A 22,399-nucleotide genomic window follows, 5' to 3' on the forward strand; every position below is an offset into this window, starting at 1 on the left:
CAGGGTTGGGCGGGGCCCGTCATCATGGGTGCTAGAAGGTGATGTCGGCGGCGGGTATCACGTCGATCCGTGCCACTGAACCGGTCAAATGCGCCAGGTCCTTGTTGTGCTCGGCGATGATGTCTTCGGCGGGGATGTTGCCGTTGTCGACCGTGGAGTGAGCGTCAGCCGCCAGCACCACGTCGTACCCCAGTTGCAGCGCCTGACGCACCGTGGCGTTGACGCAATAGTCGGTTTGCAAACCGCAGATGACCAGGCGTTCGAAATCCTGCACCGGCAGCAGCTTTTGCAGGTTGGTCTGATAGAACGAATCCGGTGTGGTCTTGCGTACGTGCCAATCCTTGGGCGAGGTTTCCAGCCCTTCGGCCAGTTGCCAGCCGTCAGCGTTATACGCCAGCGGACTGCCGTCTTCCTCATGCTGGATCAGCACCACCGGAACGCCGGCCTTTCGGGCACGGGTGCTGAGCCCGTTAATGGTGTCGATGACACGTGAGATTTCGAAGCACTCGTACTCGCCCGTGCAAAGTGCTCGCTGGACATCGATGATCAACATTGCGGTGGTCATGGTTCCATCCTTGATCTGTCGTTGGGTCAGGGGACAGAAACTAAATCCGTCCCCCTCCAAACACAACCCTCAATAACCGAGAGACAACCCGGTGTTACGACGCGGATCGTTCGCTCCGTAGAAACGGTTTTTGCCCACCGGTTTACCTTCCAGCGACGGCGCCCCGACCAGAATCGCGGCGATATGGTTGGCATCCTGCGGCCCGGCAAACTTGTGGCCCCAGCTTTCGAGCAGCTTCACCGTGTCCGGACTGGTGGTGAACGCCTCCAGGTTGGTCTCCTCCGGCAACCACTGCTGGTGGAAACGCGGCGCATCCACCGCTTCCTGGATGTTCATGCCGTAGTCGATCACGTTGAGGATGGTCAGCAAGGTCGCGGTGATGATGCGGCTGCCGCCAGGGGTGCCGACGACCATCACGACTTTGCCGTCCTTGGTCACGATGGTCGGGCTCATGGACGACAGCGGCGCCTTGCCCGGCGCGATGGCGTTGGCCTCCCCTTGCACCAGACCGTACATGTTCGGCACGCCGATTTTCGAGGTGAAGTCGTCCATCTCGTCGTTGAGGATGACCCCGGTTTTGCTGGCCATGACCCCGGCGCCAAACCAGTCGTTCAAGGTGTAGGTCACCGACACCGCGTTGCCCCATTTATCGACGATGGAGTAATGGGTGGTGTTGCTGCCTTCGTGCGGCGCGACGCCGGGCTTGAGCTCGCGGGACACGCCGGCCTTTTGCGGATTGATGGCCGCGCGGATTTTGCTCGCGTAGTTTTTATCCAGCAGATGGGCGATCGGATTTTTCACGAAGTCCGGGTCGCCGAGGTAACTGTTGCGGTCCACATACGCGTGGCGCATGGCTTCGATCTGATAGTGCATACCCTGCGCCGAGCGGTAACCCAGGTCTTTCATCGGGTAGCCGTCGAGGATGTTCATGATCTCGCAGATCACTACGCCGCCGGAGCTTGGCGGTGGTGCCGAGACCACGTGGTAGCCACGGTAATCGCACTCGATGGGGGCCAGTTCGCGGGTCTTGTATTTGTCGAGATCAGCCTGGGTGATGATGCCTTTGTTGGCCTGACTGGAGGTGACGATCGCGTCAGCGACCCAGCCCTTATAGAAACCGTCGGCGCCCTTCTCGGAGATTTCCCGCAGGGTTTTGCCCAGGTCTTTTTGCACCAGTTTCTGGCCGACCTGCATCGGCTCGCCGTTGCTCAGGAAGATCGAGCCGGAATCTTTCATGTCCTTTTTGAAGACGTCGGTGGCGGACTCCAGCAAATCGACATCGCCCTGCTCCAGCACAAAGCCGTCTTCAGCGAGTTTGATCGCCGGGGCGATCACTTCCTTGCGCGGTTTGGTGCCGTAGGTTTTCAGCGCCAGTTCCATGCCGGACACGGTGCCCGGCACGCCGACCGCCAGATGACCACGGGTGCTGAGGTCCGGGACGACGTTGCCCTCTTTGTCGAGGTACATGTCGGCAGTGGCGGCCAGCGGGGCTTTTTCGCGGAAGTCGAGGAAGGTCTTGCGCCCGTCCGCCAGTTGAATGGTCATGAAACCACCGCCGCCGAGGTTACCTGCCGCGGGATACACCACCGCCAGCGCATACCCGACCGCGACGGCGGCATCGACGGCGTTACCACCGTTCTTGAGCACATCGACGCCCACATGACTGGCCAGGTGCTGGGCCGTGACCACCATGCCGTTTTCGGCGGCGACGGGGGCGACGGAAGCGGCGTGAGCCGCCAGGCAACTGAGTGCCAATGAAGTCGCAATGAGCGATTTGGCAAAAGGTTCGAACTTCATGTGTCGGTCTCTTTTTGTTTTTAGGGTCGGTAAAAAAACAGAGAAAACGTTTCAAGAGCAGTACGCAGTATGGTCGGGATTGCGTATTGCGCCTCTCCGTCGAGGCAGTATGCTTGCCGCCTGCTCACCTGTTTTCGGAGTCCACCCGCATGAGTTACACCTTCACCACCATGGCGTCGCCGGTCGGCGAGTTGAAGCTGGTCGCGAACGGTTCGAGACTGGCGGCCATCCTCTGGGAAAACGACAAACCGAATCGCGTACGGCTCGGGCCGATGAGTGAGGCGGCGGACAACCCGGTCCTGGTGCGCGCGGTTCAACAGTTGCAGGAATACTTCGCCGGCACACGAAACCGCTTCGACCTGGAACTGGATTTCGCCGGTACGGACTTTCAGAAAAAGGTGTGGCAGGCCCTGCTGACCATTCCGTTCGGCGAAACGCGCAGCTATAGCCAGATTGCCGAGCAGATCGGCAACCCGAGCGCAGTGCGTGCAGTGGGCGCGGCGAATGGCAAGAACCCGATCTCGATTATTGCGCCGTGCCATCGGGTGATCGGCGCGTCGGGGAAATTGACCGGGTTTGCAGGTGGGCTTGAGGCGAAGGAATTGCTGCTGACGCTGGAAGGCGGCCAATGGGGTGGGACCGGGCGACTGGAAGGCTTTTGATTTTTGTTGGAGCTGGCTTGCCGGCGATGGCGACCTCAACGGCAACGCAAGCCTCAAGGTCGCTATCGCCGGCAAGCCGGCTCCTACAGGGTTTGCGTTAATCCAGGATTGCGTGACTCACGCAACATTGTAGGAGCTGGCTTGCCAGCGATGGCGGCCTCAACGGCAACGCAAGCCTCAAGGTCGCTATCGCCGGCAAGCCGGCTCCTACAGGGTTTGCGTTAATCCCGGATTGCGCGACTCACGCAACATTGTAGGAGCTGGCTTGCCAGCGATGGCGACCTCAACGGCAACGCAAGCCTCAAGGTCGCTATCGCCGGCAAGCCGGCTCCTACAGGGTTTGCGTGAATCCCGGATTGCGCGACTCACGCAACATTGTAGGAGCCGGCTTGCTGGCGATGATGGCCTTGGCAGCACTGCAAGCCTTAAAGCCGAATCGCCAGCAAGCCGGCTCCTACAGGTTCAGGGGCTAGTGAAAAGGTTTTTCATGGCGGCGTACTGCAGCAGCATGATGGTCTTCGCGTCGCAGATCTCCCCGCGATAAAACGCTTCCAGCGCGGCCTCGAACGGCCACTCCAGCACTTCCAGTTCTTCGGTCTCTTCTTCGAGCCCGCCGCCCTCGCTGACTTTCGATGAAGCATCGTATTCGGCGATGAAGAAATGCAGTTTTTCAGTCACCGAGCCGGGGCTCATGTAGGCCTCGAACACCTTCTGCACATGGTGCACGCGATAACCGGTTTCTTCCTCCGCTTCATCGCGGATGCGTTCTTCTGGCGCAACGCCTTCGAGCAATCCCGCAGCCACCTCGATCAACAGACCGTCGTGACCATTGACGAACACCGGCAAGCGGAACTGCCGGGTCAGTACGACGGTTTTCTTCTCGCGGTTGAACAGCAGAATCGCCGCGCCATTGCCACGGTCGTAGACCTCGCGGGTCTGGCGTTGCCATTCGCCGTTGTTGCGCTGGTAATCGAAGGTGATTTTCTTCAGCAGATACCAGTCGTGGGACAACACCTGGGACTCGACGATGTTGACCCGCTCGGCTGTGTTCGGCATGACAACGCATCCTTATTTCGTCAGAAAACGCCCATCTTAGACGAAGGCCCTCACGAAAGTTGAGCCTTGTATTCCTTCTCGTATTGCCTGGCGAGCGTTTCTTTCTGCTGGTCGTCAAGCAGCTTGCCGGCCATCTGGAAGAACTTCTGCTCTTCCTCCTCCAGATGGTGATGGACCTTCTCGGAGAGCTTCTTCGCGGTCGCCAGCCAGGCCGGGCTGGACATCTCGGTCTCGTCGAGTTCCTCCATCATTTCGTCCATCTCGTGATGTTCCGAAATCGCGTGGCGACTGAGGTCGACACCGTTGTCGAACTCCATCAGCGGGATATAAAAATGCCGCTCTTCTGCGGTTTCGTGTGCCTGGAGTTCGGACTTGAGCTGCTTGTAGGCTTCAACGCGCTCCGGGGTGTCGCCGCTGGTCTTGACCAATGCGACGGCGTAGGTGCGTTGGCGGTCGTGGCTTTCGCGCAAGGCTTCGAAAATGTTCATTGGCAATCCTCATCGGCCGCGTTCTGGAATGACGCTGTAAAGGCTAGACATCTGCGCGCTGGCGACGGTTCCTCTGAATAACGAGGGATAGAACAATCGGCGCGACCCGGATACGCTCGTGCATCACTGCCATAAGGATGTAGCCGATGACACTCAGCATCGAACAGTCGCACAACCCGACACCGGAAGATCGCGAGGCGATCCTCGCACCGTTGCGGGCTTACAACGTCGCCCAAGCGGGGGACGGCAAAGCGCAACCGCTGGCCCTGCTGGTGCGCAATGACCAGGGCGAGATTCTCGGCGGGCTGTACGGCCGGTTTTTCTATCAATGGTTGTTTATCGAATTGCTGTCGGTGCCGGAACAGGGCCGGGGGCAAGGCATTGGCTCCAGACTGATGCAGATGGCCGAAGACCTGGCGCGGGAGAAGGAATGCATCGGGATCTGGCTGGACACCTTCGACTTTCAGGCGCCGGAGTTCTACAAGAAGCTTGGGTTCAGCGAGTTGGGGCAGATCGTTGACTACCCGCCGGGGCACAAGCGCTTCTTTTTCCAGAAGCGCCTGATCAACGACGCATGACTTTGTAGGAGCCGGCTTGCCGGCGATGGCGATTTCAAGGACGCCATCGCCGGCAAGCCGGCTCCTACAGGTTATGCGTCAGGTCATAAGATCAGAGGCAGGTAGCCAGCGCCGCCAAACGGCGCTTGGCGACAAAGTCGTCATGCTGCGCGTAGTAACTCAACGCCGTCCCTGACGCATCGGTGGTCACGTCCACAAAGGACTCCGCCGAACGCGTGTAAACGGTAGACCCGCCCTTCTTGCCCGGCTGCAAATACGCGCCCGCGTCGACGCCGAATACCGCCTCGTCCTGCCAGGCAAACTGCACGCACTGGGCGACGACTTTTTCCGGTTTGTCCGAAGTCAGGGTTTTGTACGGGGTGCCCGTGCGGGCATCGTTCATCACCGAACCGGCGCATCCCGCCAGCAACGTTGCGGCCAGCGCCACCATCAGAATTCGCATTGCGTGTGCTCATCAAGAAAAAGCGGACTGTATCACCGTGGGCCGGCGTATCGTTCTGCTTTACTTCATTTATACCGCGACACCGCGCAACGATTCGCGCACCCTGTCGCGCCAACCGCTGCATCGCCCCTGTTTTCGGGCTCATTTTTTCTGGAACGTCCATGACACCCAACGCCGAATTCTACAAACCGACCGCTGAATATGCCGACAAGCTGATCAGCCAGATCGGCCAGACGCCTTCCTGGATCGCCAAGCGAATCGGCGTCACCGACAAGCGAATCCGTTACATCCTCGACGGCGAACGCACCGTCAAGGGCGAAACCACGCCGATCCAGATGACCTACTGCGAGCAGTTTGCCCTCGAATGCCTGGCCGCAGCGGCCAAGGCCAGCAAGAAGCAGTCCGTGTAACCCATTCTCAAGGAGCGACCATGGCGGCAACCGAACAGCAACACGAGCAGGCGCTGCAGAAGTTTCTCGATGAGCGACCTGAACTGCGCCACGAACTCGACAACCTCAACCCGCTGCTGGCTCAGGCCAAGGGCGAAACCGCAGCGCAGTTTCGCGACGAGCGCTTGCATGAAGCGTTCGAAGCCGAGGCCGAACGCCTGGGGTTGTTTGCCTGGGAGCTGACCCTGCAACTGACCGCCGCGACACCGGAGGACTACGAAGCTCAACGCCTGAACGTACACCGGGAAGTGGCCGAAATGGCGGGGATGGACTGGCTGGAGTATTGCGAGTTATATGGTCTGATCCCATAACCGTCGCCGCACAAGGATCCCGCCACCGATGCTGCCTTCGTCCTCCACGACCCGCGCCAGTCCGGGGCATCTGCACACTCAGAAATGGCGCGGCCGCATCGGCCTGTCGCTGGTGGCCGCACTCTCGGTACTTGCCGGCATGACCGACGCTATCGGCTTCATGGCCAGCGGCGATTTCGTCTCCTTCATGAGCGGCAACACCACCCGCCTCGCCGTGGCGATCAGCGACGGCGACATGAGCCTGACCCTGCGCCTGCTGCTGCTCGTGGCCACGTTCATCCTCGGCAACGCCTTGGGCATTGTCGTCAGCCGTCTCGGTGGACGCCGCGCGCTGCCCTTGCTGTTGTGCATCGCCATGTTGCTGTGTGCGGCAGCGGCCTGGCCTTATGACGAACAATTGCCGGCGCTGCTGGCGGCGATCATCGCGATGGGCATGCTCAATGCCGCCGTCGAAGAAGTGAATGGCCTGCCGGTGGGCCTGACTTACGTGACGGGCGCCCTGTCGCGCTTCGGTCGCGGCCTGGGACGCTGGATGCTCGGCGAGCGGCGCAATGGCTGGCGGGTGCAGCTGATCCCCTGGACCGGAATGTTTGCCGGCGCGGTGCTGGGGGCGGTGCTGGAGCATCATCTTGGACTCAGGGCGTTGTTTGTCAGCGGGTTGCTGGCGGGGGCGCTTGGAGTGCTGTCGTTGAGGATTCCACGGCGTTGGCAGTTGGGGTATATGCCGCGTTGAACTCGGGTGTACATCCGGAACCTTGAGGCTGCCTGGCAGGCCGCCATCGCCAGCAAGCCGGCTCCTACAAGGGGTATGCGGTGGGCCGCGGTCTTGCATAAGACACAGATCCTGTAGGAGCCAGCTTGCTGGCGATGGCGACAACTCGGTCCACGCCTTATCATGGCCGCAGTTTCGCTGATCGAGTCCGTCATGAAGTTCGCCATCGCGCTGTTTTCCGCCGCCCATGCGCCCTCCTCGCGCCGTGCCTTGCTGTTCGCCCAGGCTGCGCTGGCCGGCGGGCATGAGATTGTCCGGCTGTTTTTCTATCAGGATGGCGTCTACAACGCGTCCGCCAGCGTGGTCACGCCGCAGGATGAACTGGACCTGCCCAAGCAATGGCGCGCCTTTGTTGCCGAACATCAACTGGACGGCGTCGTCTGCATCGCCGCCGCCCTGCGTCGTGGCGTGTTGAACGACGAAGAAGCCCGGCGTTATCAGCGCGAAGCGGTCGCCGTCGGCGCGCCGTGGGAGTTGTCCGGTCTCGGTCAGTTGCATGACGCGGTGCAGGACGCCGACCGACTGATCTGTTTCGGAGGTGCGTGACATGCCTAAATCCTTGCTGATTATCAGCCGTCAGGCGCCGTGGTCCGGGCCGAGCGCACGTGAAGCACTGGACATCGTGCTGGCCGGCGGTGCCTTCGACCTGCCGATCGGCCTGCTGTTTCTTGATGACGGGGTGTTCCAGCTCGCGCCGAAACAGGACGCCAAGGCCCTGCAACAAAAAGACTTGAGCGCCAACCTGCAAGCGTTGCCGATGTTCGGCGTCGAAGACCTGTTCGTCTGTGGCGACAGCGCCGCTGAACGCGGCCTGGCCCCGGACAGCTTGTCGCTGGCAGAAGCCCAGGTGCTGGCCGCCCGCGAAATCACCGCCCTTATTGACCGTTACGACCAGGTGATCACCCTCTGATGTCGACTTTGCATGTGTTGTCTCATTCCCCGTTCGGCGACGACCGCCTGAGCAGTTGCCTGCGCCTGATCGGCGCGAACGATGCGCTGCTGCTGACCGGTGACGCGGTGTATGCGTTGCAACCGGGCACCGCGCCCTTCAACGCACTGATCGCCGGCAACCCGACGCTGTTCGTGTTGGCCGAAGACGCCCAGGCGCGTGCGGTGGAGGTTCCGGATACGGCCAAGGCGATCGATTATCCCGCCTTCGTCGAACTGTCGATTCACTACGACAAGGTCAACAGCTGGTTATGAATGCACTGACGGTCGGCGCCCGCGCCATCGAGTTGGACAAGGACGGTTTCCTGGTTGAACTGAGCGACTGGTCCGCCGATGTGGCCAGCGCCCTCGCCGCTGCCGAAGACATCGAGTTGAGCCCCGAACACTGGGAAATCCTCGAATTGCTGCGCAGCTTCTACGCCGAATTCCAGCTGTCCCCGGCGACACGTCCGCTGATTAAGTACACAGCGTTGAAGCTCGGCCCGGAAAAAGGCAACAGCCTGCACCTGAACCGACTGTTCAAAGGCACCCCTGCCAAACTCGCCGCGAAACTGGCGGGCCTGCCCAAACCGACGAATTGCTTATGACCGATTATCCAGTACTGACTCTAGAAACGCCCGCCGAACACCCCTTCGCTCAATTCGTGCGGATCCTCGGCAAAGGCAAGCGCGGCGCCCGCGACCTGACCCGCGAGGAAGCCCGCGAAGCCATGGGCATGGTGCTCGACGACAAGGTCGAAGACACTCAGCTCGGTGCGTTTCTGATGCTGCTGCGGCACAAGGAAGAAAGCGCCGAGGAAATGGCCGGCTTCACCGAAGCCCTGCGTGAGCGCTTGCAACCACCGGCCTTGAATGTCGATCTGGATTGGCCAACCTACGCCGGCAAGAAACGCCATCTGCCGTGGTATCTGCTGGCGGCCAAGTGCCTGGCGCAAAACGGCGTGCGGATTTTCATGCACGGCGGCGGCGCACATACGGCCGGGCGGCTGTACAGCGAGCAACTGCTGGATGAGCTGAAGATCCCGTTGTGCCGCAACTGGCAACAGGTCGGCTCGGCGCTCGATAACGGCGGCCTGGCATTCATGCCGCTGGTGGATTGGGCACCGCAACTGCAACGCATGATCGACCTGCGCAACACCTTGGGCCTGCGCTCGCCGATCCACTCCCTGACGCGCATTCTCAATCCGTTGAACGCCCGCTGCGGCCTGCAAAGCATTTTCCACCCCGGCTACCAGGCGGTGCATCGCGATGCCAGCGGCTTGCTCGGCGACACCGCGATTGTGGTCAAGGGCGATGGCGGCGAGATCGAGATCAACCCCGACACCGACAGCCACCTTTACGGCACCACCGGTGGCGAGAGCTGGGATGAGGAATGGCCGCAGCTGTCGGCGCAACGCCATGTCAAACCCGCCTCTCTCGATCCCGAACATTTGAAAGCCGTATGGCGTGGCGACGTGGTCGACAGTTATCCGCAAATGGCGCTGATCTCGACCATGGCCCTCGCACTACGCGGCCTCGGCCAACCTCGCGAAATCGCCTTCGAAACAGCCCAGAAATATTGGGACGCACGGGACAGATCGATTTAACCGATCATAAGCGCCCAACCTTTGCGCTTTTTTATCGAACCTATCGGAATAGACTCCTCTCCAACGCTTATCGGTTGAGGAGTCTTGAACATGGGTTTGTTAGTCGAAGGTCGCTGGCATGACCAGTGGTACGAAAGCAGCAAGGACGGCGCGTTCCAGCGCGAACAGGCGCAGCGTCGAAACTGGCTGACCGCCGACGGCACGCCCGGCCCGACCGGTGTGGGTGGCTTTGCCGCCGAGGCGGGTCGTTATCACCTCTACGTATCGCTCGCCTGTCCGTGGGCGCATCGCACACTGATCCTGCGCAAACTCAAAGGCCTTGAAAGCCTGATCGACGTGTCGGTGGTCAGTTGGCTGATGCTGGAAAACGGCTGGACCTTCGACAAGCACTTCGGCTCGACCGGCGACAAGCTCGATCACTTCAACTTCATGCACCAGCGCTATACCGCCGACACTGCCGACTACACGGGTCGCGTCACCGTGCCGGTGCTCTGGGACAAGCAGCAGAATCGCATCGTCAACAATGAATCGGCGGAGATCATCCGCATGTTCAACGGCGCATTCGATGACTTGACCGGCAATGACCTGGATTTCTATCCGGCGCCGTTGCGCGGCGAGATCGATGCGTTGAATGAGCGGATTTATCCGGCGGTGAACAACGGTGTGTACCGCGCCGGGTTCGCGACATCGCAGACGGCTTATGAAGAGGCGTTTGACGGGTTGTTTGCGGAACTGGATCGACTGGAACAGCTGTTAGACGCCAATCGTTATCTGGTGGGCGAATACCTGACTGAAGCGGACATTCGCCTGTTTACCACGCTGATCCGCTTTGACGCGGTGTACCACGGGCACTTCAAGTGCAACCTGCGGCGGATTGCCGATTATCCGAACCTGTCGAACTGGCTGCGCGAGATTTATCAGTGGCCGGGGATTGCCGAGACGGTGGATTTTCAGCACATCAAGAACCACTACTACGGCAGTCACAAGACCATTAACCCGACCGGGGTTGTGCCGAAGGGGCCGGAGCAGGACTTTACCGTGGCGCATGATCGGGCGCGGTTGAGTGGGAAAGGGGTTTGGCGCAAGGCCTGAGGTTTTTGCAGTTTTTGAGGACCCCAATCGCTAGCAGGCTAGCTCCCACAGGAGATTTGTGAACGACACAAATCCAGTGTGGGAGCTAGCCTGCTAGCGATGGGCCGGGGTCGCGCTCGACCGACGCGGTCTTCAGACTTGCGCCTGAGCACCCTCAAACCACGCCAGTTTCTCGCGCAACTGCACCACTTCCCCAACAATCACCAGCGTCGGCGCATGCACTTCATGCTCCGCTACCAGCCGTGGAAGATCGGCCAAAGTGCCGGTGAACACCCGCTGATTAACCGTGGTGCCCTGCTGAATCAACGCCGCCGGCGTATCCGCTGCGCGACCATGCTTGATCAACTGCTCGCAAATGATCGGCAAGCCCACCAGCCCCATGTAGAACACCAGGGTTTGCGCCGGCGCAACCAGGTCACCCCACGGCAAATCGGTGGAACCGTCCTTCAAGTGCCCGGTGACAAATCGCACCGACTGCGCGTAATCGCGGTGGGTCAGCGGAATCCCGGCGTACGCCGCGCAACCGCTGGCCGCCGTGATGCCCGGCACCACCTGGAACGGGATGCCATGGGCCGCCAGTTCTTCGATCTCTTCACCACCACGGCCGAAGATGAACGGATCACCGCCCTTCAACCGCACCACGCGCTTGCCCTGCTTGGCCAGGTCCACCAATTGCTGGTTGATCTGATCCTGCGGCACGGCGTGATCGGCGCGACGCTTTCCGACGTAGACCCGTTCGGCATCGCGACGGCACAAATCGAGAATCGCCGGCGCCACCAACCGGTCATACAGCACCACATCGGCTTGCTGCATCAGGCGCAAGGCGCGGAAGGTCAACAGGTCGGGATCACCCGGCCCGGCACCGACCAGGTACACCTCACCCGTGGCAACCGGCGCTTCACCGCTGATTTTCGCCTGCATCATGCGCTCGGCTTCAGCGCCCTGCCCGGCCAGTTGCCGGTCGGCAATCGGGCCCTGGAACACATCTTCCCAGAACGCCCGACGCTGCTGTACATCCGGAAACAGGCCTTTGACCTGACTGCGAAAACGCGCAGCCAGACCGGCCAGTTGACCGTAGGTGGAAGGAATCCAGGTTTCGATCTTGGCGCGGATCAACCGCGCCAGCACCGGCGCATCGCCGCCACTGGAAACCGCGATGATCAATGGCGAACGGTCGACGATCGCCGGGAAGATCACGCTGCACAAGGCTGGCGCATCCACCACGTTGACCGGCACGCAACGCCGATGAGCATCAGCGGAGACTTGTGCATTCAGCGGTTCATCATCGGTGGCGGCAATGATCAGCCCGCAGCCGTCCAGATCCGCTTCGACGTAGCCGCGCAGCAGGCACTCGCCACCGCTGCCGGCAACGAGTTCGCGCAGTTGCGGTTCGATTTCAGGCGCAACCACCCGCAGCAGCGCACCGGCTTCGGCCAGCAGGCGGGATTTGCGCAAGGCAATTTCCCCCCCACCGACGACCAACACACGACTGCCGCGAAGGTTGTGAAACAGCGGCAGATAGTCCATTTAGCCGATGACCTCGAGGCCACCCATGTACGGTTTCAGCACGTCCGGCACACGGATCGAACCGTCGGCCTGCTGGTAGTTTTCCAGCACGGCAACGAGGGTACGACCGACCGCCAGACCGGAACCGTTCAGGGTGTGAACCAGTTCAGGCTTGCCGGTTTCCGGGTTGCGGAAACGCGCTTGCATGCGACGGGCCTGGAAATCGCCGCAGTTGGAGCACGACGAAATCTCGCGGTATTTGTCCTGGCTCGGGATCCACACTTCCAGGTCGTAGGTCTTGACGGCGCTAAAGCCCATGTCGCCGGTGCACAGCGCAAGAGTGCGATAAGGCAGTTCCAGCAATTGCAGGACTTTCTCGGCGTTGGCGGTCAGGCCTTCCAGCGCTTCCATCGAGGTCGATGGCTCAACGATCTGGACCATCTCGACCTTGTCGAACTGGTGCTGGCGAATCATGCCGCGGGTATCGCGACCCGACGCACCGGCTTCACTGCGGAAGCACGGCGTATGGGCGACGAACTTGATCGGCAGCAGTTTCGAATCGACGATTTCGCCGGCGACGATGTTGGTCAGCGACACTTCAGCGGTCGGGATCAAGTACAGATCGGCCTCGCCTTCGCGAGCGATCTTGAACAGGTCTTCTTCGAATTTCGGCAATTGACCGGTGCCTTGCAGCGCCGGCGCCTGGACCAGATAAGGCGTGTAGGCCTCTTCGTAACCGTGCTCGCTGGTGTGCAGGTTGATCATGAACTGCGCCAGGGCGCGGTGCAGACGGGCGATCGGGCCACGCAGCAAGGCGAAACGCGCGCCGGACAGCTTGGCGGCGGTTTCGAAGTCCAGCCAGCCGAATTTCTCGCCCAGGGCGACGTGGTCCTGAACCGGGAAATCGAACGCGGTCGGGGTGCCCCAGCGGCGCACTTCAACGTTGCCGTCTTCGTCATCGCCGATTGGCACGGATTCGTGGGGCAGGTTCGGGATGCCGAGCAGGATCGAATCCAGATCGGTCTGAATCCCGTCCAGTTCCACTTTGCCGGCGCTCAATTCGTTGGCCATGCGCTCGACGTCCGCCATCAACGGCGCGATGTCTTCGCCGCGCTGCTTGGCCTGACCGATGGATTTGGAGCGCGCATTACGTTCAGCCTGCAGTGCTTCGGTGCGGGTCTGGACGGTCTTGCGCTGTTCTTCCAGCGCTTCGATGCGTGCAACATCCAGCGTGTAGCCACGGGATGCCAGGCGGTCCGCTACGTCCTGAAGGTTGCTACGTAACAGTTTGGAATCGAGCATGTCGGTCTCTCGTTATCAAAGTTTGGTCAAGGACAGGCCGGCCCAGGTGGCGAGCAGCCCGCCGAATACGCTGATGGCAGCATAGCCCAGGGCCAGTGGCACCTGCCCGCTTTCCAGCAGGCGCACCGTATCCAGTGAAAAGGATGAAAAAGTTGTCAGCCCCCCGAGGAAGCCGACAATCAGCCCGGCGCGCACTTCGTAAGGCACCTCCGGGCGAATCAAAAACAGACCGTATAGAACGCCGATCAGCAAACAGCCGACGATATTAACGGCCAGCGTCGCGGTATAGAAGTGCCGTGGCCAATTAGCGTTGACCCAGTTGCCGGTGGCGAAGCGCAACAGCGTGCCAGCGACCCCGCCGACGGAAACCGCAACAATCAATGGAAGCACTATTTTCTCCGCTGCCGGGGGCTTAAACGGTCAAGTTGCGCGAGGTGATTGAGCTTCTCGCCGATCTTCAGCTCCAGGCCTCGCGGCACTGGCTGATAGAACGGTTGCGGCTCAAGCTCTTCGGGGAAGTAGTCTTCGCCGGCAGCGTAGGCATCCGGTTCATCGTGGGCATAACGGTACTCGTCGCCGTAACCGAGTTGCTTCATCAACTTGGTCGGGGCGTTGCGCAGGTGCAACGGCACTTCCAGCGAACCGTGTTCGGTGGCGCTGCGCATCGCGGCTTTGAAACCCATGTACACCGCGTTGCTTTTCGGCGCGCAGGCCAGATAGGTGATGGCCTGGGCCACCGCCAACTCGCCTTCCGGGCTGCCGAGACGTTCCTGCACTTCCCACGCGGCCAGGCACAGGCTCAAGGCGCGGGGGTCGGCGTTGCCGATGTCTTCGCTGGCCATGCGCACCACGCGCCGGGCGAGGTACAGCGGATCGCAACCGCCATCGATCATCCGTGCGAACCAGTACAACGCACCATCGGGATTGGAGCCGCGCACCGATTTATGCAGCGCGGAAATCTGGTCGTAAAACGCTTCGCCGCCCTTGTCGAACCGCCGACGGGTATCGCCCAAAAGACTTTGCAGCAGATCGACGCCGATTTCGCTGTTGTCTTCGGCAAGGTCCGAGGCGTTTTCCAGCAGGTTGAGCAGGCGTCGACCATCGCCATCGGCGGCGGACAGCAGCATCTGAAAGCCTTCATCGCTGAGGGTCAGTTGCCGTTTGCCCAGGCCACGCTCTTCGGTGAGCGCACGATGCACCAGTTTGCGCAGCGCCGCTTCGTCGAGGCTTTTGAGCACGTAGACGCGCGCCCGGGAGAGCAAAGCGTTATTGAGTTCGAACGAGGGGTTTTCCGTGGTCGCGCCGATGAAAATCAGCGTGCCGTCTTCGACGTAGGGCAGGAAGGCGTCCTGCTGCGACTTGTTGAAGCGATGCACTTCGTCGACGAACAGGATGGTGCGTTTGCCGTACTGGCCGGCCTGTTGCTTGGCGATTTCCACCGCCTGGCGGATTTCCTTCACGCCGGCCAATACAGCCGAGACCGTTTCGAAGTGCGCATCCGAGACTTCCGCCAGCAACCGCGCCAGGGTGGTTTTGCCCACGCCCGGCGGGCCCCAGAAAATCATCGAATGCAGCGCACCCTGCTCCAGCGCTTCGCGCAAAGGCTTGCCGCGAGCGAGCACGTGTTCCTGACCGACGTACTCGTCCAGATTGGCCGCACGCAAACGGGCGGCCAAGGGCTGAGCTATCGGGGCGCTGCGAAACAGGTCCATCACTGCTTATGAAACCTCACTATAAACACCGCAATACCTGTAGGAGCCGGCTTGCTGGCGATGGTGGGTCAGTCAACATCGTTGTTGAATGATAAACCGCCATCGCCAGCAAGCCGGCTCCTACAAGGGGCTGCGGTTTATTCCTGGATGATGTCCGCGCCTTTAGGGATGTCGAACTTGAACTTCGACGCCGGGATCGGCTCGTTGGCCTTCACGCCGGTAAACAGGATGTTGGTGCGCTGGCCGACGCTGTCGATCAGTTGCATGTCATTGACCAGGCCATTGCGGAACGACAGGCGCAGGCTGTCGAACAGGGTGTCCTTGGATTTCGGTTTCAGGGTGAAGTCGATCACGCCGCCGGCTTCCTTGGCGCTGATGGCGAAGCTCTGGCTGATCTTGGACACATCACCGGACAACAATAATGCCGGCGTCTGACTCAGACGCAGATCGAGGGTCTTGATGGTGGCCTGTTCCAGGTCCGGGTCCCACAGGGTCACTTTCTTGCCGTCGGAAACCACGACTTGCTCGGCCGGCGCATCGGTGTGCCAGTAGAACAGGCCCGGGCGCTGCAGCGACATTTCACCGGCCGTTTCCTGCAACTGGGTGCCGCTGCCATCGAGGGTCAGCTGCGAGAAGCGTGCAGTCAGGGTCTGGGATTTTTCCAGGAGTTGGGTCAGACGTGCCACGTCCTTGTCATCGGCGTGGGCCGAGAGCGTGGTCAAAGCCAGAACCGGCAGCAACAGCATGCGGATAAGACGCATGGGAGTCCTCATAACATTCGTGGGAGTTCGGACGGTGCGTCACCGCACCATCCTTGCAAATCAAATCAGTCGCGCACCGGGCCAGGCGCCAGGACTTCACGCGAACCGTTGGTGTTCATGGACGTCACGACCCCGGCCATTTCCATGGCTTCGATCATGCGTGCGGCGCGGTTGTAGCCGATCTTCAGCTTGCGCTGAACCGCAGAGATGGACGCGCGACGGCTTTCCAGCACGAACTGCACCGCTTCGTCGTACAGCGCATCGGTTTCAGCATCGTCATCACCGCCGCCACCGCCATTCTCAAAGCCGCTACCGGCCTCTTCGACACCGGCGAGGATGTCATCGTTGTATTCAGGCGCACCGCGCAGTTTCCAGGCTTCCACCACCCGGTGAACCTCGTCATCGGACACGAACGCGCCATGCACACGAATCGGCAGGCTGGTGCCCGGCGGCATGTAGAGCATGTCACCGTGGCCCAGCAGCTGCTCGGCACCACCCTGGTCGATGATGGTCCGCGAGTCGATCTTGCTCGACACCTGGAACGCCATGCGCGTCGGGATGTTCGCCTTGATCAGACCGGTGATCACGTCAACCGACGGACGCTGGGTCGCGAGGATCAAGTGGATACCGGCGGCACGGGCCTTCTGGGCGATACGGGCGATCAGCTCTTCAACCTTCTTGCCGACGATCATCATCATGTCGGCGAATTCGTCGACCACCACGACAATGGTCGGCAGCTTGGTCAGCAGCGGCGCTTCGTCGTGAATGCTTTCGCGCTTGTACAGCGGATCGGTCAGCGGCGTGCCGGCGTCCTGGGCTTCCTTGACCTTGGCGTTGAAGCCGGACAGGTTTCGCACGCCCATCTTCGCCATCAGTTTGTAGCGACGCTCCATCTCCGCCACGCTCCAGCGCAGGGCGTTGGCCGCGTCCTTCATGTCGGTCACAACCGGGCACAGCAAGTGCGGAATGCCTTCGTAGATCGACAGTTCAAGCATTTTCGGGTCGATCATGATCAGCTTGGCGTCTTCCGGGCCGGACTTGAACAGGATCGACAGAATCATCGCGTTCACACCCACCGACTTACCGGAACCTGTCGTACCGGCCACCAGCAAGTGCGGCATTTTCGCGAGGTCGGTGATGACCGGCTTGCCGCCGATGTCATGACCCAGGGCCAGGGTGACCGGGGATTTGAAGTTGTCGTACTCAGGCGTCGACAGCACTTCGGAGAAGCGCACGATCTGCCGGTCTTCGTTGGGAATCTCGATACCGACGGTGGTCTTGCCCGGAATCACTTCCACCACCCGCACGCTGGTCACGGCCAGGGAACGCGCCAGGTCTTTCGCCAGGTTGGCGATGCGGCTGACCTTGACCCCGGCGGCAGGCTGGATTTCGTAACGGGTAATCACCGGGCCCGGGTGAATCGAGTCTACCGAGACTTCGACGCCGAATTCCTTGAGCTTGATTTCCAGCAAGTGGCCAACGGCCGCCAGCGACTCCGGGGAATAATTGAGTTGTTTCTTTTCTGCAGGATCGAGAATCGAGATCGGCGGCAAGGTGCCTTCGACGGCGCTGTCGACGAACAGCGGCGCCTGTTTCTCTTTTTCCACGCGCTGGCTTGGCGCGGCGGGTTTTGGCGGCGCGGGGGCAATCACCGGCGGGACCTGCTTCTCGCGGTCCGACATGTGTTTGCTCAGGGCTTGCTCGCGCTCGATCAGGCGTTCCTTGACCTTGGCTTGCTCGCGCTTGTCGGTAACGGTCGGTGCGACCACCTCATGCACGCGATCATCGACTTCACGCAACTGCGCAACCAGCTGCTTGCGTTCGACACGGGCAGCCCACCAGCGGTTGGCCGCGCCCTGGAACACCTCGAACAGGTCGAGGGTGATCTTGCCGGTAACGTCCATCACCTTGAACCACGACAGGTCGGTGAACACCGTCAGGCCGAACAGGAACAACGCGATGAACAGCAAGGTGCTGCCCTGGATATTCAGTGCATTGCGGGCCAGATCGCCAAGGCTTTCGCCCAACGCGCCGCCCGCGCCGGCCGGCAGACCGGTCGGTGCATGGAAATGGATGTGGGCCAGGGCCGCGCCCGACAGCACCAGGAACACCAGGCCGATCAGGCGCCAGGAAAACAGCCAACCGCTCCACTGCCACGGCTCGTGGCGTTGACGGAAGATCTGGTAGGTCTTGACCGCCAGCAACAGCGGGAAAATGTAGGCGAAGTAACCCAGCACCATGAACAGGATGTCGGCACTGTAGGAGCCGACCGGTCCGCCAAAGTTTTGAACATCGTCAATCTTGCTGTTATGGCTCCAGCCCGGATCGTCCTTGCCGTAAGTCAACAAGGCCATCATCAGGAACAGGCACAGACCGCCGATGGCGATCAATGCACCTTCCTTGAGCCGGTAGTGCAAATGCTGGCGCCAGAGCGGAACGACGGCTGGTTTAGGTGCTGCGGTGGATTTCTTCAAAACGCTTCTTTTCCTGCGCCTATGGCGCGTCCATCTGTTGAATGACTATAAAAAACTGCCCAATCCAGGCAGGTAAAAAAGTTAACCGGCGCAACTGGGACTACTTTTAACACTGCACTCCGGTTTTTATAAACACGGGGCACACTGAATATTCAAGTGACCGGCACGCATTGTACGGGTTTGTTCGTACGATGCCATGCTGGCAGGCCATGGATCAGCATAGCTAACGGCGCACCGATTGCGATTCAATTTGAGCACGCATTCTCTTTCGTGACAAAGGCTTATGAGGTGTTTTATGAGCGAATCCAAGCATTGCCGCCTGATCATTCTGGGTTCCGGCCCTGCCGGTTACAGCGCAGCGGTTTATGCCGCCCGCGCCAACCTCAAACCTGTGGTCATTACCGGCATACAGGCAGGTGGCCAGCTCACCACCACCGTCGAAGTCGACAACTGGCCCGGTGACGTCGAAGGCCTGACCGGCCCGGTACTGATGGAACGCATGCAAAAACACGCCGAGCGCTTTGACACAGAGATCGTTTACGACCACATCCACACAGCCAAGTTGCAACAGCGCCCGTTCGAACTTATCGGCGACGGCGGCACTTATACGTGCGACGCACTGATTATTGCCACCGGCGCTTCGGCGCAGTATCTGGGTCTGCCCTCGGAAGAGGCCTTCGCCGGCAGAGGGGTTTCGGCCTGCGCAACGTGCGACGGCTTCTTCTACCGCAACCAGGTAGTCGCCGTAGTCGGTGGCGGCAATACCGCTGTTGAAGAAGCGTTGTATTTGTCCAACATCGCCAAGGAAGTCCACTTGATCCACCGACGCGACAAGTTGCGCTCGGAGAAAATCCTTCAGGACAAACTCTTCGAAAAAGCTGCCAACGGTAATATCCGTTTGCACTGGAACCAGAATCTCGATGAAGTGCTGGGCGATGCCAGCGGCGTGACCGGCGCCCGCCTGCGCGAAAGCCACAGCGGCGAAACCAGCGAGCTGTCGGTGGCCGGCGTGTTCATCGCCATTGGCCACAAGCCCAATACCGGACTGTTCGAAGGCCAGCTGAAAATGCGTGACGGTTATCTGCTGATCAGAGGCGGCAGCGAAGGCGATGCCACCGCCACCGAGATCCCCGGCGTGTTCGCCGCCGGTGATGTGGCCGACCACGTTTATCGCCAGGCCGTCACTTCCGCCGGCGCCGGCTGCATGGCCGCACTCGACGCCGAGAAATACCTCGACGACATTCCGGCCGTTTGACGGCAAACTTCACGGTGGGCCCAACCGCCCACCACTGCCCTCCCCTTCTGTAAGCCCGGATGCCATGCTGACTTGGTTACAACGCAACACCCTGACCTTCCCGCCGCTGGAAAAAGCCATGCGCGATCCCAACGGATTGCTGGCTGCGGGCGGCGATCTGTCCGCCGATCGTCTGATTCAGGCCTATCGCCATGGCTGCTTTCCGTGGTTTTCGGAAGGCCAGCCGATTCTCTGGTGGTCGCCGGATCCGCGTACCGTGCTGTTTCCCGACGAACTGCATGTCTCGCGCAGCCTCAGCAAGCTGCTGCGTCAGCAACGCTATCAAGTGACCTTTGATCAGGATTTTGCTGCGGTCATTCGCGCGTGCGCTGCACCGCGCGAATATGCCGACGGGACCTGGATCACCGAAGCGATGCAGAACGCCTACCTCGCGCTGCACCAGCGGGGCTACGCGCATTCGGTAGAGGTCTGGGATCAGGGTGAACTGGTCGGCGGGCTCTATGGCCTGGCAATGGGGCAGTTGTTCTTCGGCGAATCCATGTTCAGCCGCGCCGACAACGCCTCCAAATTCGGCTTTGCCACCCTGGTCAAACATCTGAAAGACTCGGGTTTCGTGCTGATCGACTGCCAGATGCCCACCGACCATTTGCACAGCCTGGGCGCCCGCGCCATTCCTCGTCGCGAGTTTGCCCGCTATCTTGCGCAGCATCTGGACCAACCCAGCCGTGCCACCTGGGTTTGCTGAGCGACTTTCGCGCGCGTGGCTTACACTTAATTCAAAGCTTATACCGAGGGTTGATCATGACCGAGTTGGCGCGTTTGAAGTTTTATGCCACTCAGCCCCACTCTTGCAGTTATCTGCCCGAGGAGCAGGCCACAACGCTGTTCCTCGACCCTAGCCAGCCCATGGATGTGCATGTCTATGCAGACCTGTCTGAAATGGGTTTTCGTCGCAGCGGCGATCATCTTTATCGGCCACATTGCCAGAATTGCAATGCGTGCGTGCCTGCGCGCATTCCGGTAGCGCAATTTTCGCCGAATCGTCAGCAGAAACGCATTTTCAAGCGCAATGCCGACGTGCAGGTGCGCCCGACCAAGCCGAAGTTCAGCGAAGAGTACTTCGACCTGTATCAGCGCTACATCGAACAGCGTCATGCCGATGGCGACATGTACCCGCCGAGTCGTGACCAGTTCTCGACCTTCCTGGTGCGTGACCTGCCATTTTCGCGTTTCTACGAATTTCGCCTGGAGGGCCAGCTGTTGGCGGTGGCGGTCACTGACTTGCTGCCGAACGGTCTGTCGGCGGTCTACACCTTCTACGAACCCTCTGAAGAACGCCGCAGCCTGGGGCGCTATGCGATTCTCTGGCAAATCGCCGAGGCCCAGCGCCTGGGGCTTGAAGCGGTCTACCTCGGATACTGGATCAAGAACTGCAAAAAAATGAGCTACAAGACCCAATATCGCCCGATCGAACTGTTGATTAATCAGCGCTGGGTCATCCTGAACTAGAACCCCTTGGCTTAAACCCCATTTTTCGGGCACAATGCACGCCGCTTTTGCCTGGCGCAGTTGCACCGGGCCATTCATTGGACACCGAGGGCTTTACTGCATGTCGAAAGAAGACAGCTTCGAAATGGAAGGCACTGTCGTCGACACCCTGCCCAACACCATGTTTCGCGTGGAGTTGGAAAATGGGCACGTCGTAACCGCGCATATCTCCGGCAAGATGCGCAAGAACTACATTCGTATTCTTACCGGTGACAAAGTGCGCGTCGAGCTGACGCCCTATGACTTGAGCAAAGGGCGCATCACTTACCGCGCTCGCTAATCAAGTCAATACAAGACGCCCGGCTTTTGCCGGGCGTTTTTGTTTGTCTGCGATTTGGTGTGGCTTGGCTTGGTGTGAATATCCATTTTTTTGGTGATGGCTGGTATTGGTTCCGCTCTTACAGCGGGTCACTTTCGAAAAGCGCGAAAGTAACCAAAGCGCTCTTGCCCCTTTCGTTCGGTGGCTCGCTAAGGCTCGCCATACCCTCGCTCCGGTCCTGCTCCGTGGGCACGCCGCCATCGGCCATCCATGGCCGGGGGCGGCTAACCCGGCATCCTGCCGGGTTGCCCACTGCGCAGAACCTCCACTCGGCCTCTCGAGGGGGCGACTACCGCCACAGCCGCCGAGGCGGCCTGAAAGCCGACCTGGCTTTACGGTCGTGCGCACACTTCCGCATTGTGGTGGCTGCACTAATTTTGGATGTTTGCACATCCCCCTGTAGGAGCCGGCTTGCTGGCGATGACGTCCTTTTAGGCGACAAATGCGTCGACTGACCCACCGCTATCGCCAGCAAGCCGGCTCCTACAGTTGATCGTATTTATCCAAACGCATCTGCATTTCCTTTGTAGGAGCCAGCTTGCTGGCGATGGACGTCAACGATAACGCGGGCTGTCTGAATGAACGCGTCGCCCAAACGCTTTTCGCCGGCAAGCCGGCTCCTACAAGGGATTGGGTTCACACGATTCAAAATTGTAGGAGCTGGCTTGCCAGCGATGGACGTCAACGATAACGCGGGGTGTCTGAATGAACGCGTTGTCCAGACGATTTTCGCCGGCAAGCCGGCTCCTACAGGGAATCGAGTTTGCTTTTGATTTT

At 60.4% G+C, this 22,399-nt stretch carries 26 protein-coding genes; 15 read left to right on the plus strand and 11 right to left on the minus strand.

Translation table 11 applies throughout. The features are described from left to right. Positions 1 to 31: 31 nt before the first annotated feature. Both J4E42_RS28320 and ggt read right to left on the minus strand, forming a co-directional pair. The gene (locus tag J4E42_RS28320) at positions 32 to 565 is read right to left on the minus strand and encodes a cysteine hydrolase family protein (protein ID WP_207286695.1); all 534 of its coding nucleotides are present in this window, start codon (positions 563 to 565) and stop codon (positions 32 to 34) included. A gap of 69 nt (positions 566 to 634) precedes the next feature. Next, positions 635 to 2,362: a gamma-glutamyltransferase gene (ggt, locus tag J4E42_RS28325; protein WP_192227345.1), complete on the minus strand. Its 1,728-nt coding sequence runs from the start codon at positions 2,360 to 2,362 to the stop codon at positions 635 to 637. A 149-nt stretch (positions 2,363 to 2,511) separates the two neighbouring features. Between ggt and J4E42_RS28330 the strand changes: the two genes are divergently transcribed. Continuing rightward, the gene (locus J4E42_RS28330; RefSeq protein WP_207286696.1) at positions 2,512 to 3,024 is read left to right on the plus strand and encodes a methylated-DNA--[protein]-cysteine S-methyltransferase; all 513 of its coding nucleotides are present in this window, start codon (positions 2,512 to 2,514) and stop codon (positions 3,022 to 3,024) included. Positions 3,025 to 3,486: 462 nt separating this feature from the next. On the opposite strand, the gene J4E42_RS28335 is transcribed toward J4E42_RS28330, so the two are convergent. Then, entirely contained in the window at positions 3,487 to 4,080 is a 594-nt protein-coding gene (locus J4E42_RS28335; RefSeq protein ID WP_207286697.1) for an NUDIX domain-containing protein, read from the minus strand. A 50-nt stretch (positions 4,081 to 4,130) separates the two neighbouring features. Next, positions 4,131 to 4,568 (minus strand): hemerythrin domain-containing protein, encoded by a 438-nt coding sequence (locus tag J4E42_RS28340; protein WP_207286698.1) that lies wholly within the window; start codon positions 4,566 to 4,568, stop codon positions 4,131 to 4,133. Between the two features lie 146 nt (positions 4,569 to 4,714). On the opposite strand from J4E42_RS28340, the gene J4E42_RS28345 reads away from it, so the two are divergent. Next, the gene (locus tag J4E42_RS28345; protein ID WP_207286699.1) at positions 4,715 to 5,146 is read left to right on the plus strand and encodes a GNAT family N-acetyltransferase; all 432 of its coding nucleotides are present in this window, start codon (positions 4,715 to 4,717) and stop codon (positions 5,144 to 5,146) included. Between the two features lie 91 nt (positions 5,147 to 5,237). Here the strand turns inward: J4E42_RS28345 and J4E42_RS28350 are convergent, their stop codons facing one another. Beyond that, positions 5,238 to 5,588 carry a hypothetical protein gene (locus J4E42_RS28350; protein WP_008029480.1) on the minus strand — a complete coding sequence of 117 codons (351 nt, stop codon included), beginning with the start codon at positions 5,586 to 5,588 and terminating at the stop codon, positions 5,238 to 5,240. Between the two features lie 161 nt (positions 5,589 to 5,749). Between J4E42_RS28350 and J4E42_RS28355 the strand changes: the two genes are divergently transcribed. The 9 genes from J4E42_RS28355 (at position 5,750) to J4E42_RS28395 (ending at position 10,745) form a co-directional block, all read left to right on the plus strand. Then, positions 5,750 to 5,998 (plus strand): hypothetical protein, encoded by a 249-nt coding sequence (locus J4E42_RS28355; RefSeq protein ID WP_008045271.1) that lies wholly within the window; start codon positions 5,750 to 5,752, stop codon positions 5,996 to 5,998. Between the two features lie 20 nt (positions 5,999 to 6,018). Then, positions 6,019 to 6,348: a DUF6388 family protein gene (locus J4E42_RS28360; protein WP_008029485.1), complete on the plus strand. Its 330-nt coding sequence runs from the start codon at positions 6,019 to 6,021 to the stop codon at positions 6,346 to 6,348. A 28-nt stretch (positions 6,349 to 6,376) separates the two neighbouring features. Further along, positions 6,377 to 7,081 (plus strand): YoaK family protein, encoded by a 705-nt coding sequence (locus J4E42_RS28365; RefSeq protein WP_207286700.1) that lies wholly within the window; start codon positions 6,377 to 6,379, stop codon positions 7,079 to 7,081. A gap of 192 nt (positions 7,082 to 7,273) precedes the next feature. Continuing rightward, a complete protein-coding gene (gene tusD, locus J4E42_RS28370) occupies positions 7,274 to 7,666 on the plus strand; it encodes a sulfurtransferase complex subunit TusD (protein WP_192227466.1) in 393 nt (130 codons plus the stop codon). 1 nt (position 7,667) lies between these two features. Beyond that, positions 7,668 to 8,030, plus strand: a complete 363-nt coding sequence (gene tusC / locus J4E42_RS28375) for a sulfurtransferase complex subunit TusC (RefSeq protein ID WP_207286701.1) — start codon at positions 7,668 to 7,670, stop codon at positions 8,028 to 8,030. After that, positions 8,030 to 8,323 (plus strand): sulfurtransferase complex subunit TusB, encoded by a 294-nt coding sequence (tusB, locus tag J4E42_RS28380; protein ID WP_207286702.1) that lies wholly within the window; start codon positions 8,030 to 8,032, stop codon positions 8,321 to 8,323. The genes tusC and tusB overlap by 1 nt, the downstream gene beginning before the upstream one ends. Beyond that, a complete protein-coding gene (locus tag J4E42_RS28385) occupies positions 8,320 to 8,655 on the plus strand; it encodes a TusE/DsrC/DsvC family sulfur relay protein (protein ID WP_008043792.1) in 336 nt (111 codons plus the stop codon). The genes tusB and J4E42_RS28385 overlap by 4 nt, the downstream gene beginning before the upstream one ends. Beyond that, on the plus strand, positions 8,652 to 9,653 hold the full coding sequence (locus J4E42_RS28390; protein ID WP_207286703.1) for a glycosyl transferase family protein: 1,002 nt from the start codon (positions 8,652 to 8,654) through the stop codon (positions 9,651 to 9,653). Before J4E42_RS28385 ends, J4E42_RS28390 begins: the two co-directional genes overlap by 4 nt. A gap of 90 nt (positions 9,654 to 9,743) precedes the next feature. Next, a complete protein-coding gene (locus J4E42_RS28395; protein ID WP_192418725.1) occupies positions 9,744 to 10,745 on the plus strand; it encodes a glutathione S-transferase family protein in 1,002 nt (333 codons plus the stop codon). A 132-nt stretch (positions 10,746 to 10,877) separates the two neighbouring features. Here J4E42_RS28395 and cysG read toward each other — a convergent pair whose 3' ends face one another. The 6 genes from cysG to J4E42_RS28425 form a co-directional block, all read right to left on the minus strand. Next, positions 10,878 to 12,272 carry a siroheme synthase CysG gene (cysG, locus tag J4E42_RS28400; RefSeq protein ID WP_008029501.1) on the minus strand — a complete coding sequence of 465 codons (1,395 nt, stop codon included), beginning with the start codon at positions 12,270 to 12,272 and terminating at the stop codon, positions 10,878 to 10,880. Beyond that, a complete protein-coding gene (gene serS / locus J4E42_RS28405) occupies positions 12,273 to 13,553 on the minus strand; it encodes a serine--tRNA ligase (protein WP_008043810.1) in 1,281 nt (426 codons plus the stop codon). Positions 13,554 to 13,568: 15 nt separating this feature from the next. Continuing rightward, a complete protein-coding gene (crcB, locus tag J4E42_RS28410; protein ID WP_207286704.1) occupies positions 13,569 to 13,943 on the minus strand; it encodes a fluoride efflux transporter CrcB in 375 nt (124 codons plus the stop codon). Beyond that, positions 13,943 to 15,265, minus strand: a complete 1,323-nt coding sequence (locus J4E42_RS28415; RefSeq protein WP_008029505.1) for a replication-associated recombination protein A — start codon at positions 15,263 to 15,265, stop codon at positions 13,943 to 13,945. The genes crcB and J4E42_RS28415 overlap by 1 nt, the downstream gene beginning before the upstream one ends. 137 nt (positions 15,266 to 15,402) lie before the next feature. After that, the gene (lolA, locus tag J4E42_RS28420; protein ID WP_008043813.1) at positions 15,403 to 16,026 is read right to left on the minus strand and encodes an outer membrane lipoprotein chaperone LolA; all 624 of its coding nucleotides are present in this window, start codon (positions 16,024 to 16,026) and stop codon (positions 15,403 to 15,405) included. A 65-nt stretch (positions 16,027 to 16,091) separates the two neighbouring features. Then, positions 16,092 to 18,500: a DNA translocase FtsK gene (locus J4E42_RS28425; protein ID WP_192227336.1), complete on the minus strand. Its 2,409-nt coding sequence runs from the start codon at positions 18,498 to 18,500 to the stop codon at positions 16,092 to 16,094. 295 nt (positions 18,501 to 18,795) lie between these two features. On the opposite strand from J4E42_RS28425, the gene trxB reads away from it, so the two are divergent. The 4 genes from trxB (at position 18,796) to infA (ending at position 21,583) form a co-directional block, all read left to right on the plus strand. Next, on the plus strand, positions 18,796 to 19,755 hold the full coding sequence (gene trxB / locus J4E42_RS28430; RefSeq protein WP_008029514.1) for a thioredoxin-disulfide reductase: 960 nt from the start codon (positions 18,796 to 18,798) through the stop codon (positions 19,753 to 19,755). Positions 19,756 to 19,819: 64 nt separating this feature from the next. Continuing rightward, the gene (aat, locus tag J4E42_RS28435) at positions 19,820 to 20,500 is read left to right on the plus strand and encodes a leucyl/phenylalanyl-tRNA--protein transferase (RefSeq protein WP_008043823.1); all 681 of its coding nucleotides are present in this window, start codon (positions 19,820 to 19,822) and stop codon (positions 20,498 to 20,500) included. A 56-nt stretch (positions 20,501 to 20,556) separates the two neighbouring features. After that, the gene (locus J4E42_RS28440) at positions 20,557 to 21,264 is read left to right on the plus strand and encodes an arginyltransferase (protein ID WP_008029519.1); all 708 of its coding nucleotides are present in this window, start codon (positions 20,557 to 20,559) and stop codon (positions 21,262 to 21,264) included. Positions 21,265 to 21,364: 100 nt separating this feature from the next. Continuing rightward, positions 21,365 to 21,583: a translation initiation factor IF-1 gene (infA, locus tag J4E42_RS28445; RefSeq protein WP_002553999.1), complete on the plus strand. Its 219-nt coding sequence runs from the start codon at positions 21,365 to 21,367 to the stop codon at positions 21,581 to 21,583. The last annotated feature ends 816 nt before the right edge of the window (positions 21,584 to 22,399 follow it).

The organism is Pseudomonas sp. FW300-N2A2 (assembly GCF_017351735.1).
Lineage (GTDB): Bacteria > Pseudomonadota > Gammaproteobacteria > Pseudomonadales > Pseudomonadaceae > Aquipseudomonas > Aquipseudomonas migulae.

Bases quoted from the DNA above. Each gene is read 5' to 3' on its own strand.
- cysG (WP_008029501.1), bottom strand. From the start codon at position 12,272: ATGGACTATCTGCCGCTGTTTCACAACCTTCGCGGCAGTCGTGTGTTG.
- J4E42_RS28360 (WP_008029485.1), top strand. From the start codon at position 6,019: ATGGCGGCAACCGAACAGCAACACGAGCAGGCGCTGCAGAAGTTTCTC.
- ggt (WP_192227345.1), bottom strand. From the start codon at position 2,362: ATGAAGTTCGAACCTTTTGCCAAATCGCTCATTGCGACTTCATTGGCA.
- tusC (WP_207286701.1), top strand. From the start codon at position 7,668: ATGCCTAAATCCTTGCTGATTATCAGCCGTCAGGCGCCGTGGTCCGGG.
- aat (WP_008043823.1), top strand. From the start codon at position 19,820: ATGCTGACTTGGTTACAACGCAACACCCTGACCTTCCCGCCGCTGGAA.
- J4E42_RS28385 (WP_008043792.1), top strand. From the start codon at position 8,320: ATGAATGCACTGACGGTCGGCGCCCGCGCCATCGAGTTGGACAAGGAC.
- J4E42_RS28395 (WP_192418725.1), top strand. From the start codon at position 9,744: ATGGGTTTGTTAGTCGAAGGTCGCTGGCATGACCAGTGGTACGAAAGC.
- J4E42_RS28320 (WP_207286695.1), bottom strand. From the start codon at position 565: ATGACCACCGCAATGTTGATCATCGATGTCCAGCGAGCACTTTGCACG.
- lolA (WP_008043813.1), bottom strand. From the start codon at position 16,026: ATGCGTCTTATCCGCATGCTGTTGCTGCCGGTTCTGGCTTTGACCACG.
- J4E42_RS28340 (WP_207286698.1), bottom strand. From the start codon at position 4,568: ATGAACATTTTCGAAGCCTTGCGCGAAAGCCACGACCGCCAACGCACC.
- J4E42_RS28415 (WP_008029505.1), bottom strand. From the start codon at position 15,265: ATGGACCTGTTTCGCAGCGCCCCGATAGCTCAGCCCTTGGCCGCCCGT.
- J4E42_RS28350 (WP_008029480.1), bottom strand. From the start codon at position 5,588: ATGCGAATTCTGATGGTGGCGCTGGCCGCAACGTTGCTGGCGGGATGC.
- J4E42_RS28345 (WP_207286699.1), top strand. From the start codon at position 4,715: ATGACACTCAGCATCGAACAGTCGCACAACCCGACACCGGAAGATCGC.
- serS (WP_008043810.1), bottom strand. From the start codon at position 13,553: ATGCTCGATTCCAAACTGTTACGTAGCAACCTTCAGGACGTAGCGGAC.
- tusB (WP_207286702.1), top strand. From the start codon at position 8,030: ATGTCGACTTTGCATGTGTTGTCTCATTCCCCGTTCGGCGACGACCGC.
- J4E42_RS28330 (WP_207286696.1), top strand. From the start codon at position 2,512: ATGAGTTACACCTTCACCACCATGGCGTCGCCGGTCGGCGAGTTGAAG.
- J4E42_RS28355 (WP_008045271.1), top strand. From the start codon at position 5,750: ATGACACCCAACGCCGAATTCTACAAACCGACCGCTGAATATGCCGAC.
- J4E42_RS28365 (WP_207286700.1), top strand. From the start codon at position 6,377: ATGCTGCCTTCGTCCTCCACGACCCGCGCCAGTCCGGGGCATCTGCAC.
- J4E42_RS28335 (WP_207286697.1), bottom strand. From the start codon at position 4,080: ATGCCGAACACAGCCGAGCGGGTCAACATCGTCGAGTCCCAGGTGTTG.
- J4E42_RS28390 (WP_207286703.1), top strand. From the start codon at position 8,652: ATGACCGATTATCCAGTACTGACTCTAGAAACGCCCGCCGAACACCCC.
- tusD (WP_192227466.1), top strand. From the start codon at position 7,274: ATGAAGTTCGCCATCGCGCTGTTTTCCGCCGCCCATGCGCCCTCCTCG.
- trxB (WP_008029514.1), top strand. From the start codon at position 18,796: ATGAGCGAATCCAAGCATTGCCGCCTGATCATTCTGGGTTCCGGCCCT.
- infA (WP_002553999.1), top strand. From the start codon at position 21,365: ATGTCGAAAGAAGACAGCTTCGAAATGGAAGGCACTGTCGTCGACACC.
- J4E42_RS28440 (WP_008029519.1), top strand. From the start codon at position 20,557: ATGACCGAGTTGGCGCGTTTGAAGTTTTATGCCACTCAGCCCCACTCT.